Annotated in this window: 12 protein-coding genes; 3 read left to right on the top strand and 9 right to left on the bottom strand. The window is 70.5% G+C overall.

Features of this window, described 5'->3' with window-relative positions:
* The first annotated feature begins 43 nt into the window (after positions 1 to 43).
* Positions 44 to 580 (top strand): Repetin, encoded by a 537-nt coding sequence (locus ACIHFB_RS38155; RefSeq protein ID WP_365282588.1) that lies wholly within the window; start codon positions 44 to 46, stop codon positions 578 to 580.
* Here the strand turns inward: ACIHFB_RS38155 and ACIHFB_RS38150 are convergent.
* The 6 genes from ACIHFB_RS38150 to ACIHFB_RS38125 all read right to left on the bottom strand — a co-directional run bounded on the left by ACIHFB_RS38150 (position 549) and on the right by ACIHFB_RS38125 (position 7,275).
* Complete coding sequence (locus ACIHFB_RS38150) at positions 549 to 1,757, bottom strand: MFS transporter (RefSeq protein WP_400129299.1); 1,209 nt, start codon at positions 1,755 to 1,757, stop codon at positions 549 to 551. The genes ACIHFB_RS38155 and ACIHFB_RS38150 overlap by 32 nt on opposite strands.
* Positions 1,758 to 1,862: 105 nt before the next feature.
* The gene (locus tag ACIHFB_RS38145; RefSeq protein WP_400129298.1) at positions 1,863 to 3,317 is read right to left on the bottom strand and encodes an HAD-IA family hydrolase; all 1,455 of its coding nucleotides are present in this window, start codon (positions 3,315 to 3,317) and stop codon (positions 1,863 to 1,865) included.
* 48 nt (positions 3,318 to 3,365) lie between these two features.
* On the bottom strand, positions 3,366 to 4,433 hold the full coding sequence (locus ACIHFB_RS38140) for an ABC transporter ATP-binding protein (protein ID WP_400129297.1): 1,068 nt from the start codon (positions 4,431 to 4,433) through the stop codon (positions 3,366 to 3,368).
* A gap of 3 nt (positions 4,434 to 4,436) precedes the next feature.
* On the bottom strand, positions 4,437 to 5,249 hold the full coding sequence (locus ACIHFB_RS38135; RefSeq protein WP_400129296.1) for an ABC transporter permease: 813 nt from the start codon (positions 5,247 to 5,249) through the stop codon (positions 4,437 to 4,439).
* Positions 5,237 to 6,133: an ABC transporter permease subunit gene (locus ACIHFB_RS38130; RefSeq protein WP_365282583.1), complete on the bottom strand. Its 897-nt coding sequence runs from the start codon at positions 6,131 to 6,133 to the stop codon at positions 5,237 to 5,239. Before ACIHFB_RS38130 ends, ACIHFB_RS38135 begins: the two co-directional genes overlap by 13 nt.
* Positions 6,130 to 7,275 (bottom strand): ABC transporter substrate-binding protein, encoded by a 1,146-nt coding sequence (locus tag ACIHFB_RS38125; protein WP_400129295.1) that lies wholly within the window; start codon positions 7,273 to 7,275, stop codon positions 6,130 to 6,132. Before ACIHFB_RS38125 ends, ACIHFB_RS38130 begins: the two co-directional genes overlap by 4 nt.
* A gap of 215 nt (positions 7,276 to 7,490) precedes the next feature.
* Here ACIHFB_RS38125 and ACIHFB_RS38120 point away from each other — a divergent pair, with 215 nt between their 5' ends.
* Positions 7,491 to 8,231 carry a GntR family transcriptional regulator gene (locus tag ACIHFB_RS38120; protein ID WP_400129294.1) on the top strand — a complete coding sequence of 247 codons (741 nt, stop codon included), beginning with the start codon at positions 7,491 to 7,493 and terminating at the stop codon, positions 8,229 to 8,231.
* Between the two features lie 52 nt (positions 8,232 to 8,283).
* Positions 8,284 to 8,733 (top strand): hypothetical protein, encoded by a 450-nt coding sequence (locus ACIHFB_RS38115; protein ID WP_400129293.1) that lies wholly within the window; start codon positions 8,284 to 8,286, stop codon positions 8,731 to 8,733.
* Positions 8,734 to 8,745: 12 nt separating this feature from the next.
* Here the strand turns inward: ACIHFB_RS38115 and ACIHFB_RS38110 are convergent, their stop codons facing one another.
* The 3 genes from ACIHFB_RS38110 to ACIHFB_RS38100 all read right to left on the bottom strand — a co-directional run bounded on the left by ACIHFB_RS38110 (position 8,746) and on the right by ACIHFB_RS38100 (position 12,613).
* Entirely contained in the window at positions 8,746 to 9,198 is a 453-nt protein-coding gene (locus ACIHFB_RS38110) for an Lrp/AsnC family transcriptional regulator (RefSeq protein WP_048581051.1), read from the bottom strand.
* A 10-nt stretch (positions 9,199 to 9,208) separates the two neighbouring features.
* The gene (locus ACIHFB_RS38105; RefSeq protein WP_365282579.1) at positions 9,209 to 10,687 is read right to left on the bottom strand and encodes an amino acid permease; all 1,479 of its coding nucleotides are present in this window, start codon (positions 10,685 to 10,687) and stop codon (positions 9,209 to 9,211) included.
* Positions 10,688 to 11,146: 459 nt separating this feature from the next.
* On the bottom strand, positions 11,147 to 12,613 hold the full coding sequence (locus ACIHFB_RS38100) for a GuaB1 family IMP dehydrogenase-related protein (RefSeq protein WP_400129292.1): 1,467 nt from the start codon (positions 12,611 to 12,613) through the stop codon (positions 11,147 to 11,149).
* Between the last annotated feature and the right edge of the window lie 193 nt (positions 12,614 to 12,806).

Here is a 12,806-nt window from a genome sequence, read left to right as displayed (position 1 = left end):
GGGAGAGTGGGGACCGTCCACCTGACCTGCAGAAAGGACCGCGATGAACCGCCGTACGAAGATCGTCGTGCTTGGCTCCGCGCTGCTGCTCACCGCCGGGGCCACCTCGGCCGCCACCGCGTCGGACGCGCCGCGGCAGCGGGAGGCCGCCGCCCTCACCGGCACCGCCAAGCTGTACCGCTCGGCCGGGGACGACATCACGTTCTCCTTCGATGCGCATCTGGCGGCGAAGGACACCGCCGACCCGATGAAGGCCACGGGCACCTTCGAGTGGAGCCACTACCTGAACGGCGAGGGCGCCCGCGCCGAGGCGAAGGTCGACTGCCTGGTCACCGGCGGGAAGGTGGCCGTCGTCTCCGGGGTCATCACCTCCTCCGACCTGCCGGGCGCCGAGGGCAAGCGGGTCGGCATCACCGTCCACGACGTCGGCCGTCACGACCGGCTCGGCTACAGCTGGGCCTCGACGGGCAGCCCCGTCGAGACGAAGGAGCTGCCCAAGTGCGTCGGGTCCGCCCCCTTCGAGAAGGTCAAGAAGGGGACGGGCGACTTCACGGTCGTGCCGTGGCAGCCCGACTTCTAAGGCCTGTCCTTGCCAGCGCCAGAGCCGTCACCAGGTAGGGAACCGCGAGCATCGCGAAGACCGTGCTGTGCGCCGCGCCCATCCCGAGCAGTGCGTACACGCCGAACGTGGCGACCGTGGCGAGCTCCGTGCCCAGGCTCGCCACGGAGGTGAGCGTGGCCCGGCGGGACTCGTCGATACGGTGCTGGAGACGGACGTCGGCGAGCACCTCGGCGAGTTGGAAGCCGCCGAAGGCGAGGCCGACGAGGGCGATGCCGGCCACCGAGCGGGCGGCGGCGCCCACGGCAAGGGCGAGTGCGGAGGCCGCGAGCAGCGCCGCGAGCCCGGTCGTACCGAGGCGTTCGGCCGGACCGGAGAACAGGCTGCCGACCGTGACGAAGGTCCAGATCAGCAGCAGCAGATAGGGCACGGTCCCCTCCGCCACACCGGTGTCACGGGCCAGGAGGGGCGTGTACTCGTCGAGCGCGCCCCATACGGCGGCGACGGCCGGGACGAGCAGGAGTGCGCCGCGTACCGACCGGTCCCGGTGGACTTCGGCGAGTCCGGTGCGCAGGGTCTTCGCCCAGCCGTCGTCGCCCTTCTCCGACCGGGTCCGGTGTTCCGGAAACCGGGTCGCCGCGAGGGCGGTCAGCAGACAGGCCAGCACACTGGCCGCGCCCACGGCCGGGTAGCCGCCCAGCGTGAAGACCGGTCCGGCGAGGCCGATCGACGCCATCGTGCCCACCAGACGCGCCGCCCGCGCCCGGCCCATCACACGCGCGTACCGGTCGGCCGAGCCGAGCAGCTCCAGTTCGTCGTAGACCAGCGCCTCCAGCGCACCGGAGCCGAGCGCTCCCCCGGTGCCCCACAGGACGAAGCCGAGGGCGAAGGCCCAGTACGACGGGACGATCACCCACAGCGCGAAGCCGGCCGCGGTGAGCAGCGGGCCCACCCACAGCAGCAGTCGGCGCGAGACGGCGTCGGCCCAGGCACCGGAGGGAACCTCCAGCACCACGGCGGTGATCGACCAGAGGGCGAACAGGGAGGAGATCTGCCAGAGCGACAGACCGGTGTCGGCGAAGAGCAGCGCGTACACCGGGTAGAGCAGGACGAAGTCGTCGAGGAACGCGTAGCCGTACAGCGTGCCGGTCAGTCGGCGGACGCCGGTCGCGGGCACGCGCGCGGGTGAGAGTGTCATGAGGCCTTCCCGGAAGGGCGGTTCGGACGTCGTGGGTACGGCGTCCGAGGCGGCCCTCGGGAGGCACGGCTGGTGGATCAATGTCGCCAGGTCATGACACCGATGTTAGACAGGTCGGGGCCCGCTGGCCAGCGAAAATGTGGTGATCACGGCGGCGTGGTCGGACGGCCAGTCGTTGTGCTCGACGTCCGGCCAGGTCCGCGGGGTGCCGCAGACGTAGGTCTCGGAGTCGAGCACGCGCAGCCCCCGGTGCAGGACGAAGTCGATCCGGTCCTGCGGCTCGGGGCGACCGCTGCCGTCCTCGTGCTCGTCGTGGATCGGTGACCAGGTGTGGCCGGGGTCCCGCACGGGGTCCGGGTGGGCCTCGCGGTAGGAGTCGCGGAAGCCTGCCTCCTCGGCCGCCTTCGTGACCGGCCACTCGACGTCCGGCCGGTCCAGGTGGGAGGGGCTGTTGAAGTCGCCCACCAGGACGGCAGGCACGACGTCGTCGATCCGGCGCAGGGTGTCCCGCATCTGGTCGAGCCGGACCTCTTCGTGGGCGATCAGATCGCCGGCCGGCAGCCCGTCGAAGGCGGATTCGTAGGGCCCGTACGGCGTGTAGTCCAGATGCACCGTCCAGACGTCGACCTCCTTGCCTGCTACGGCGATACGGGCTCCGGCCGCTCCGTAGAAGCCGACGTCCGGGTCGCCGAGGGGGGCCGTGATCGGGTGGCGGCTGATGATCCCGAGGTTCTCGCCGGCCCGGTGGTGGTACCAGCCGAGCGCCTCGGCCAGTTCCTCGGCGGCGGTGCCGTACGTCTCCTGCAGCCCGACCACGTCCACGTCGGTCTCCGCGATGGCCTTGAGCTGCTTGGCCCGGTGGTCGTGGACCTTCGTGCCGCCGTACCAGAGGTTCCAGGTCATGACGCGCAGCCGGTGCGGCAGCAGGGCGCCCAGCTGCCCCGGGGTGACGCCCGTCAGGCTGGCCAGGACGGTCCGGCCGGGCCCCGCCTCGATGGGCGCGAGCGAGGGAACGGCGAGCACCGCGCACCCCGCCGCCTCGGCGGAGGCGACGCCGGTCTCCGTGTCCTCGACGGCCACGCAGGCCGACGGGTCGACGCCGAGGCCCCGGCAGGCGGCGAGGTAGGGATCGGGGGCGGGCTTGGTGCGCTCGATGTCGTCGGTGGTGACGGAGACCGCGAAGCGGCTCGCGCCTCCCAGGGCTTCGAGGACGATGTCGGCCACGGCTCTCGGAGACGCGGTCACCAGGGCCGTCGGTACGCTCTCCCGGGCCAGGGCGTCGAGCAGGTCGAGGGCGCCGGGGCGGGGCACGATGCCGGTGCGGACGCGGTCCGCGAACTCCCGGTGGAGCACCTCGGCGAGCGTCTCGGCGGGGGTGCCGATGGCCGCGGCGAGCCACGCGGCGGTGTGCTCGACGGGTCGCCCGAGCACTTCCGGCCGGTCCGCCTCGGTCAGCGTCCGGCCGGCCACCTGTTCCACCGCCTCCCACCACAGGCGCTCGGTGTCGACGAGCGTGCCGTCCATGTCGAACAGGACGGCCTGGAGCGGGAGTCGGGTCACGGTTGTCTCTTTCGTGTGGGGGGATTGCAGGGTGTACGGCGGCTGCGGTCAGCGAATACGTTCGGCCACCAGTACCGGCCGCTGAGGCAGCGACACGCTCACCGCGGCGCCCGCCGTGAGCGCCGTGGCCTCGTGCGCGGGCAGATCGGCCTTGACCTCGGTGCCGTCGGCGAGCCTGACGGTGACGCGGACGGCCGCGCCCAGGAAGGAGGTGGCGGCCACCTGTGCCTTCCCGTCGTCCTCGGCCCGTACCCGCACGGCCTCCGGCCGCACCAGCACGTCCACTTCGGTCGCCGACGGCACGGGACCGTCGACCGGCAGCCGCTGCCCGAGCACCTCGACCTCGCCCTGGACCAGCCGGCCCGGGATCCGGCTCATGGTGCCGACGAACTCGGCGACGAAGGCGGTGGCGGGGCGGCCGTACAACTCGGCCGGGGCCGCGCACTGTTCGAGCCGTCCGGCATGCATGACGGCGACCCGGTCCGCCATGGACAGGGCCTCCTCCTGGTCGTGGGTGACGAACAGGGTGGTGATGCCGAGCTCCTGCTGGAGCCGCCGGATCTCCTCGCGGAGGCTGAGCCGCACCTTGGCGTCGAGCGCCGACAGCGGTTCGTCGAGGAGCAGGACGCGCGGGCGCAGGGCGAGCGCGCGGGCCAGGGCGACACGCTGCTGCTGACCGCCGGAGAGCTCGTGCGGGAACCGCCCGCCCTTGTCGGCGAGGCCCACCAGCTCCAGCAACTCGGCGGCACGCGCCCTCCGTTCGCTCGTCCGTACCTTGCGCATACGCAGTCCGAAGGCCACGTTGTCGAGCGCGTCGAGATGCGGGAAGAGGCTGTACGACTGGAAGACCATCCCGGCGTCGCGGCGATGGGCCGGGACCCGTGAGACGTCCTCGCCGTCGACCAGCACCGCGCCGGAGTCGGGGTGTTCGAAGCCGGCGAGCATGCGCAGCGCGGTGGTCTTGCCGCAACCGGACGGGCCGAGCAGGGCGAGGAGTTCACCCGGCTGGACGGTCAGGTCGAGTCCGTCGAGGGCGACGGTCGCGCCGAACTCCCTTCGGAGTCCCCGGAATTCGACGGTCGCCGCCTTCGTCGAGGTCTGTTCAAGAACGGTCATGGTTCATCCCCGGGAAGTAGTACGGGTACGTCCGCCGAAGCCGGCCAGGACGAGGAGCAGCACCCACGTCACGAGCAGGCTGAGCACGGACACGGCGACGGAGAGCTGGGCCTGCGAGCCGCTGACGTTGACGATCCACACCGCGAAGGGCTGGAAGCCGAGCAGTTGGGCCACGGTGAACTCGCCGAGTACCAGGGCCAGCGTGAGGAAGGAGGCGTTGAGGAGCGCGCCGCGCAGATTGGGCAGAACGGCCTGGACGAGCGCCTGCGGCCAGCCGGCCCCGCAGCTGCGGGCGGCCTCGACGAGGGTGCGGACGTCGACGGCGCGCAGTCCGGCGTCCAGCGCCCGGTAGACGAAGGGCAGCGCCATCACGACGTAGGCCAGGACGAGGACGAAGGGGAAGTCCGGGTTCTGGATCGCCACGAAGGTCTGGAACAGCGGGGTCCTGGAGAGGTGTTCGGGCCCCCACTTCAGGACCGTGCCCATGCCGGCGACGAACGCGATCGGCGGCACGACCAGCGGCAGCGAGCACACCACCTCCACCACCGGCCGCAGCCGGGGCGCGCCCAGCCGCAGCGCGACCATGGCAGGCACCATCAGCAGCAGTACGAGGGCGATGGTGGCGAGGGCCAGCTCCAGCGAGAGCAGCAGGCTGGAGGTGAAGCCGTCGGTGGCGAAGATCTGGGTGTAGGCGTCGAAGGTGACGCCCCGGCCGGGCACGTCGACCGTGAAGACGACGGACGCGGCCAGCGGCACCAGGAAGTACAGGCCGGCGAGGCCGAGCACGCCCCAGCGCCACAGGTTCAGGCGAGCCATCGGGCGCTCCTTCGCTGAAGGGGCAGGTACACGGCCATGACCAGGCCGGCCACCAGGACCATGTCGAGGCTGAGGGCGAGCGCCACGTTCTCCTGGCCGACCAGCACATTGCCGGAGATCGCGTCGGCGATCTGGAGGGTGACCAGCGGGATCGAGCTGCCGACCATGGCGGCGGCGGTGGCGTACGCGGCGAACGCGCTGCCGAAGAGCAGCACGAGCCCGCCCATCAGCGAGGGCAGCAGCACCGGCAGGGCGACATGCCGCCAGTACTGGGTGGGCGTGGCGCCGTTGTTCTGCGCGGCCTCGCGCCACTGGGAGCGCAGCCCGTCGAGGGCCGGGGTGATGGTGAGGACCATCAGCGGGATCAGGAAGTACAGGTAGACGATGACCAGTCCCCAGAAGCTGTAGAGGTCCCAGCCCTTGTCGGTCAGGCCCAGGTGCCGGGTGAGCACGCCCGCGTTGCCGAGGGTGGCGACGAACGCGAAGGCCAGCGGGACGCCGCCGAAGTTGGCGAGGACCCCGGACGCGGTGAGCACGGCTTCGCGCAGCGCGGGGAACCGGGAGGTGACCACGGCCTGCGCGAGCGGCAGCCCGAACAGCGCACCCAGCACCGCTGATACGGCCGACAGCTTCACGCTGCCGAGCAGGGCCGTGAGGTACGCCCCCTGGAGCGAGGACGTCAGGTTGTCCACGGTGTACGAAGTGGCGCCGCTCACCGGGTCCTTGACGGTGAAGGCGCCGTCCAGCATGGCCAGGGCGGGCAGGCCGAAGGCCACGGCGGTGAAGACGAGCAGCGGGACGACGGCGAGCCAGCCGAGCGACCGGCGCCGCCGCTTCACCGCAGCGGCGGACACCGAGTCGACCCGTACGGCGGTGGCCGTCATCCGGAGACGGCCTTCGCCCAGCCCTGCCCGAGGACCGTCTTGGCCTTGGCCTGCTGGGCCTCGGTCGGGAAGGTGGGCGTCCCGGAGACCTCGGGGAGCTTGGCGGCGGCCGTCTTGTCGAGGGTGCCGGCCTTCTCCATGGCGGGCATCAGGACCGGGCGGGCGTAGCCCTTGAGCCACAGGTTCTGGCCCTCGGCGCTGTAGAGGTACTCCTGCCACAGACGGGCGGTCGCCGGGTGCGGGGCGTCCTTGTTGATGGCCTGGGAGTAGTACTGCGAGAACTGGCCGTCGGTCGGCACCGTGACCTTCCAGTCCACGCCCTTGGACTTGAACTCGTCGGCGTAACCGGCGTTCAGGTAGTCCCAGTCGATGCTGATCGGGGTCTCGCCCTTCTCGACGGTGGCCGGGGTGGACTCGACGGGCGTGTAGTTGCCGTTCTTCTTCAGCTCGGCGAAGAAGTCGAGGCCGGGCTGGATGTCGTCGAAGGAGCCGCCGCTCGCGAGGGAGGCCGCGTACACGCCACCGAAGGCCGAACCGGACTTGGTCGGGTTGCCGTTGAGGGCGACCTGGCCCTTGTACTGGGGCTTGAGCAGGTCGGCGAAGGTGGTCGGGCAGGTCTTGACCCGCTTGGCGTCGCAGCCGATGGAGATGTAGCCGCCGTAGTCGTTGTACCAGCGGGCCTGCGCGTCCTTCTGGCCCTCGGGGATGTCGGCGAAGGTCGCCACCTTGTACGGCGCGAGCAGGCCCTGCTGGGCGGCGCTCAGCGCGAAGGAGCTGCCGAGGTCGAGGACGTCGGGTGCACGGCCCTGGCCCTTCCTCGACGTGACGGCGTTGATCTCGTCCTGGCTGGAACCGTCCGGGTTCTCGACCGCGATCTTGATGCCGTACTTCTTCTGGAACCCGTCGATCAGGGCGCCGTAGTTGGCCCAGTCGCGGGGCAGCGCGATGGCGTTGAGCGTGCCCTCCTTCTTGGCGGCCTTCACCAGCGCGTCCATGCCGCCGAACTCGGCGGCGGAGGTGGCGGTGGCGGCGCTCTTGCCGTCGGCGGTGGTGGACTCGTCGTCGGGGGCGGCGCCACAGGCGCTCAGGGCGAGGGCGGCGATGACGCCCAGGGCGGCTGTTCTCGGCAGGGACACGGTCACGGCTTCTCCAGGGGACGCGCGAGGGTGCAGGAGCCAAACAGGGAGAACTTGTCTGAACAAGTTGGCCTTAGTAATGCGGCAACTGGTGTCGCGTTCGTAAACAGTGGCGAAACCCTGAACCCCTAGAACCTGCACAATCCCAGCTGACACGGATCACCAAAGTACGTCGACTAGGCTGGTCACGCTGTGCACAGTGGCCGACTCAGAGGGGAAGCATGGCGGCGCGACATGAGGAGATCGCCGACGAGCTGCGGCGGGCGATCGACCGCGAGGAGTACACAGTCGGCAGTCTGCTGCCGGCCGAGACGGACCTCGCGTCCCACTACGCCGTCTCGCGCGGAACGGTCCGTCAGGCCGTCGCGACACTGACCGCCGAGGGGCTCATCGGCTCCCGCCAGGGCGCCCGCCGGGTGGTGCTGGCCAGCCGGCGCAGCCAGAGCTTCGCCGAGTTGCGCAGCTTCGCCCAGTGGGCGCGCGCGATGGGCCGCGAGGCGACCGGGCAGGTCGTCGCCCAGGACTACCGTCCGGCGACCACCGAGGACGCCGTACGTCTCCATCTGCGTGAAGGGACACCGGTGTTGCACGTGCTGCGGGTGCGGGGTCTGGACGGTGAGCCGGTGCTGCTGGAGCGGACGGTGTACGCCGACTGGATAGCCCCCGCAGTGGAGCCGATCGAGCCGGACTGCGCTTCCGTGACGCAGCGGCTGCTCGATGACACCGGGCTGGTCTTCGCCTACGGCGAGCACGTCATCGACGCGGTGGCGGCGGGCGCGCAGGACGCCGAGCTGCTGCTCGTCCGGCGCACCAGTCCGCTGCTGCGGGTGCGGCGGGTGACCACGACGCGGGAAGGGCGGCCGGTGGAGTGGTCGGACGACCGGTATCGGTCGGACGCGGTGAGCTTCAGCGTGTACAACTCCATTGGAAACAATGCGCTGGCCCGGAAGACTGCGGAGTGAAGACCGCGCAGTGAAGCCTGCGCAGTGCAGCCTGCGGAGTGGAGCTCGGGACGTGGAGATCGCGGCGCTGCCTCAGGTGGACGAACGCACGACGGTCGTGGCGGCCTCGGCCACCGAGGTCTGGCAGGGGCTGGTCGAGACGGTCGACGGAGCCTTCGGGCGTTCCCGTTCGGCCGGTTACGCGCGGCTCGTCGGCTGTGCCGACCGGACGGCGTCCGGGCCACGGCCACTGGCCGAGGGGTCGACGGTTCCCGGGTTCCGGGTGGCCTCCGCCCAACCCGGGCGTGAACTGGTCCTGATCGGGCGGCACCACTTCTCGACGTATGCCCTGGTGTTCCGCCTGGAGGAGGCCGGCGACGGTCGTACCCGGCTGCGCGCCGAGACCCGGGCCAGGTTCCCCGGTCCGGGCGGCACGCTCTACCGGCTGCTGGTCATCACCTCGGGCGGGCATGCCCTGCTCACCGGACGTCTGCTGTCGGCGATCCGGCGCCGGGCGGAGTAGGTGCGGGGCAGATCAGGTCGGCGAGCCCGAGGAGAACCGGCGCAGCAGGGGCGACAGCACCAGCACCGACTTGGTCCGCTCCACGAACGGCTCCCCCGCGATCCGCTCCAGGACCCGCTCGAAGTGGCGCATGTCGGAGGCGAAGACCTGGACGACCGCGTCCGCGTCTCCGGTGACGGTCGACGCGGCCACGACCTCCTGGTAGCGCTCCAGGCCCCGCCGGATGGTGTCCGGCGAGGTGTTGTGCCGGCAGTAGATCTCGACGAACCCCTCGGTCTCCCAGCCGAGCGCCGAGGGGTCCACCCGTACGGTGAAACCCGTGATGGCCCCGGTGGCGCGCAGCCGGTCCACGCGCCGTTTCACGGCGGGCGCGGAGAGGCCGACCAGCTGCCCGATGTCCGCGTAGGAGCGGCGGGCGTCCTCGGCGAGGGCGTGCACGATGCGTTCGTCGAGATCGTTCAGCACTGCGGGTGGTTCACTTCACTTCTGATACGGCTGCTACAGCGAGGCGGGAACGGCGATAGCCGTAACTGAAGTAGAACACGAGACCCGCGGCCATCCAGCACCCGAAGACGACCCAGGTCACGGTGGAGAGGCTGAACATGTTGTACGCGCAGAAGCCGAAGCCCAGCACCGGCAGGACCGGCCCGAACGGCACCTTGAACGTCCGCTCCAGCTCGGGTCGCCGGTACCGCAGGATGATCACCGCGATGTTGACCAGCGCGAAGGCGAACAGCGTGCCGATGCTGGTGGCGTCGACGAGCTTGCCCAGCGGGATCAGGGCGGCCAGCGCACCGCAGAACAGGGACACGATGACCGTGTTGAGGCGTGGTGCGCCGGTCTTCCGGTGGACCTTGCCCAGCGCCTTGGGCACCAGGCCGTCGCGGGACATCGCGAAGAGGATGCGGGTCTGGCCGTAGAGGACGGTGAGGACCACACTCGCGATGGAGATGACGGCGCCGAGGGCGAGCAGGGTGCCGTAGAAGGACTGGCCGCTGACGTCGTTCATGATCGCGGCGAGGGAGGCCTCGGAGCCCTCGAACTTGGTCCAGTTCCAGGCGCCGACGGCGACGGCCGCGACGAGCACGTACAGCGCGGTGACGATGATCAGCGACAGCATGATCGCCCGCGGCAGGTCCTTCTTGGGGTTCTTCGCCTCCTCGCCGGCGGTGGAGGCGGCGTCGAAGCCGATGTACGAGAAGAACAGCGTGGCACCCGCGGCGCTGACCCCGGCCATGCCGAGCGGCATGAAGTCCTCGTAGTTGCCGGACTTGAAGCCCATGAAGCCCACCGTGCAGAACAGCACCAGCGCGGCGATCTTCACGGCGACCATGATCGTGTTGGCGCGGGCGGACTCCCGCACGCCGCCGAGCAGGAACACCATCGCCAGCAGGACGACGATCAGCGCGGGCAGGTTGATGACACCGCCCTCACCCGGCGCCGAGGACAGGGCCGCGGGGATGGTGACCCCTATCGTCCCGTCGAGCAGCTCGTTGAGGTACTCGCCCCAGCCGACCGCGACGGCGGCCACGGACACGCCGTACTCCAGCACCAGACACCAGCCGCAGACCCAGGCGACGAGTTCGCCCATCGTTGCGTATGCATACGAGTACGAGGAGCCCGCGACCGGGATGCTGCCCGCGAGTTCCGCATACGACAGGGCCGAGAACAAGGCCGTGAGACCGGCGATGACGAAGGCGAGGGTGACCGCGGGGCCCGCCTCGGGAACGGCGTCGCCGAGCACCACGAAGATGCCGGTGCCGAGCGTCGCACCGATGCTGATCATGGTCAGCTGCCACAGCCCGAGCGAGCGCCGCAGCGACCCTCCCTCGCCCTGGCCGCCCTCCGCGACCAGGCGTTCCACGGGCTTGCGACGCATCAGCCGCGCGCCGACGCCCGGGGAGGCGGGGACGGGCTGACTGCGGTCGTGCGGGGGTGCGCCTTGGTCTAGCACGCGCTGGCTCCTTCATCGCTGCCGGTCAGGGCGGCAGGAACCAGCGGCACCCCTTCGTGCAGGGACCCACCGAGCGGGGTCCCTGCCACGCCACGTACGAGGCGACAGCCTACGAGCAATCACGTTGCCCGTGTAATGCAGCAACCTTGCGTATGCCCGCAAGATCATTGCGTTGATCATGGCTGGGTGGGTGTTCGTTGCACGGTGGCTGTCGAGCGTTGCGCGCGGCTGTTTGTTTTCGCCCCCGCCGCCCCTACCCGTCCCGTCCTTCAGGGGGCTCCGCCCCCTGGACCCCCGCTCCTCAAACTCCCCCAGAGGGGGGACCCCCAAGGGGCTGGATTTCAGCGCAGGTCCTCAAATCCAGCCCGTCCGGCGATTGAGGACAAGGGGGTCTGGGGGCGCAGCCCCCAGGGACGGGACGGGTAGGGGCGGCGGGGGCGAAAAAAGGCCCTTCAGACCTCAGCTCCAGCTGGCGTGCAGCGGCTTGCCCTCGGCGTAGCCCGCCGCGCTCTGGATGCCGATGACGGCCTTGTCGGCGAACTCCTCCAGGGAGCCCGCGCCGGCGTAGGTGCAGGAGGACCGAACACCCGCGATGATCGAGTCGATCAGGTCCTCGACACCCGGCCGGGCCGGGTCGAGGAACATACGGGACGTGGAGATGCCCTCCTCGAAGAGCGCCTTACGGGCCCGGTCGTAGGCCGACTCGTCGGACGTACGGTTGGCCACGGCACGCGCGGACGCCATACCGAAGGACTCCTTGTACAGGCGCCCGTTGGCATCCTGCTGAAGATCGCCCGGCGACTCGAACGTGCCCGCGAACCAGGACCCGACCATCACATTGGACGCACCGGCGGCCAGCGCCATGGCGACATCGCGCGGATGCCGCACACCCCCGTCGGCCCAGACGTGCTTGCCGTACTTCTTCGCCTCGGCGGCGCACTCCAGAACCGCGGAGAACTGCGGCCGGCCGACACCGGTCATCATGCGGGTGGTGCACATCGCACCCGGTCCGACACCGACCTTGATGATGTCGGCGCCGGCCTCGACGAGGTCCTTCACACCGTCCGCGGACACGATGTTGCCCGCGACGATCGGGACCTTCGGGTCGAGGGCGCGGACCACCTTGACCGCGCTGATCATCGACTCCTGGTGGCCGTGCGCCGTGTCGATGACGAGCGTGTCGACGCCCGCGTCGAGCAGCTGCTTGGCCTTGCCCGCGACATCGCCGTTGATACCGACGGCGGCGGCGATGCGCAGCTTGCCTCGCGCGTCGACGGCCGGCGTGTAGAGCGTGGCGCGCAGGGCGCCCTTGCGGGTGAGGATGCCGGCGAGGCGGCCTTCCTGGTCGACCGCGGGGGCGTAGCGCCGGTTGTGGTGGTCGAGGGTGTTGAAGGCCTCGCGCGGGTCGATGTCGGCGTCGAGCAGCAGCAGGTCCTTGGACATGACGACCTCGAGCTGCGTGAAGCGGTCCACGCCGGACAGGTCGGCGTCGGTGACCACACCGATCGGCCGCTGCTCCGCATCCACGACGACACCGGCGTTGTGCGCCCGCTTCGGCAGCAGGGCGAGCGCGTCGGCGACGGTCTGGTGCGGGGCCAGCACGATCGGGGTGTCCAGGACGAGGTGGCGGCTCTTCACCCAGCCGACGACCTCGGTGATCACGTCGATCGGGATGTCCTGCGGGATGACCACGAGGCCGCCGCGCCGGGCCATCGTCTCGGCCATACGGCGGCCGGCGATGGCGGTCATGTTGGCGACGACCAGCGGGATCGTGGTGCCCGTGCCGTCCGGGGAGCTGAGGTCCACGCCCTGCCGGGAGCCGACCGCACTGCGGTTCGGCACCATGAAGATATCGTCGTATGTCAGGTCGTAGGGAACCGGAGCTGACTCCACGGGCCGTCCCGTACCGGGCTCAAGGAAACGCATAAGTCTCACATTTTCACGCGAAACGGCGCAGGTCACTCCCACATGGACACAGCAAAACGCCCCCGCTTTCGTGTGATCCTCCAATGAGGACGGGGGCTCGGTGTCAGGCAGTGGAACCTGCCTTACCCCGAGAGTTTACCCGAACGCTCCGGACGAGGCCTTGTGGGGCCGATGCGCCGCCGCCCCTCCCCTC

The sequence above is a fragment of the Streptomyces sp. NPDC051963 genome, assembly GCF_044593495.1.
Taxonomy (GTDB): domain Bacteria; phylum Actinomycetota; class Actinomycetes; order Streptomycetales; family Streptomycetaceae; genus Streptomyces.
Note: the sequence above shows the minus strand (reverse complement) of the source record. Positions and strands in the feature narration are given on the sequence as shown.

Bases quoted from the DNA above. Each gene is read 5' to 3' on its own strand.
- ACIHFB_RS38100 (WP_400129292.1), bottom strand. From the start codon at position 12,613: ATGCGTTTCCTTGAGCCCGGTACGGGACGGCCCGTGGAGTCAGCTCCG.
- ACIHFB_RS38150 (WP_400129299.1), bottom strand. From the start codon at position 1,757: ATGACACTCTCACCCGCGCGCGTGCCCGCGACCGGCGTCCGCCGACTG.
- ACIHFB_RS38135 (WP_400129296.1), bottom strand. From the start codon at position 5,249: ATGGCTCGCCTGAACCTGTGGCGCTGGGGCGTGCTCGGCCTCGCCGGC.
- ACIHFB_RS38140 (WP_400129297.1), bottom strand. From the start codon at position 4,433: ATGACCGTTCTTGAACAGACCTCGACGAAGGCGGCGACCGTCGAATTC.
- ACIHFB_RS38130 (WP_365282583.1), bottom strand. From the start codon at position 6,133: ATGACGGCCACCGCCGTACGGGTCGACTCGGTGTCCGCCGCTGCGGTG.
- ACIHFB_RS38155 (WP_365282588.1), top strand. From the start codon at position 44: ATGAACCGCCGTACGAAGATCGTCGTGCTTGGCTCCGCGCTGCTGCTC.
- ACIHFB_RS38120 (WP_400129294.1), top strand. From the start codon at position 7,491: ATGGCGGCGCGACATGAGGAGATCGCCGACGAGCTGCGGCGGGCGATC.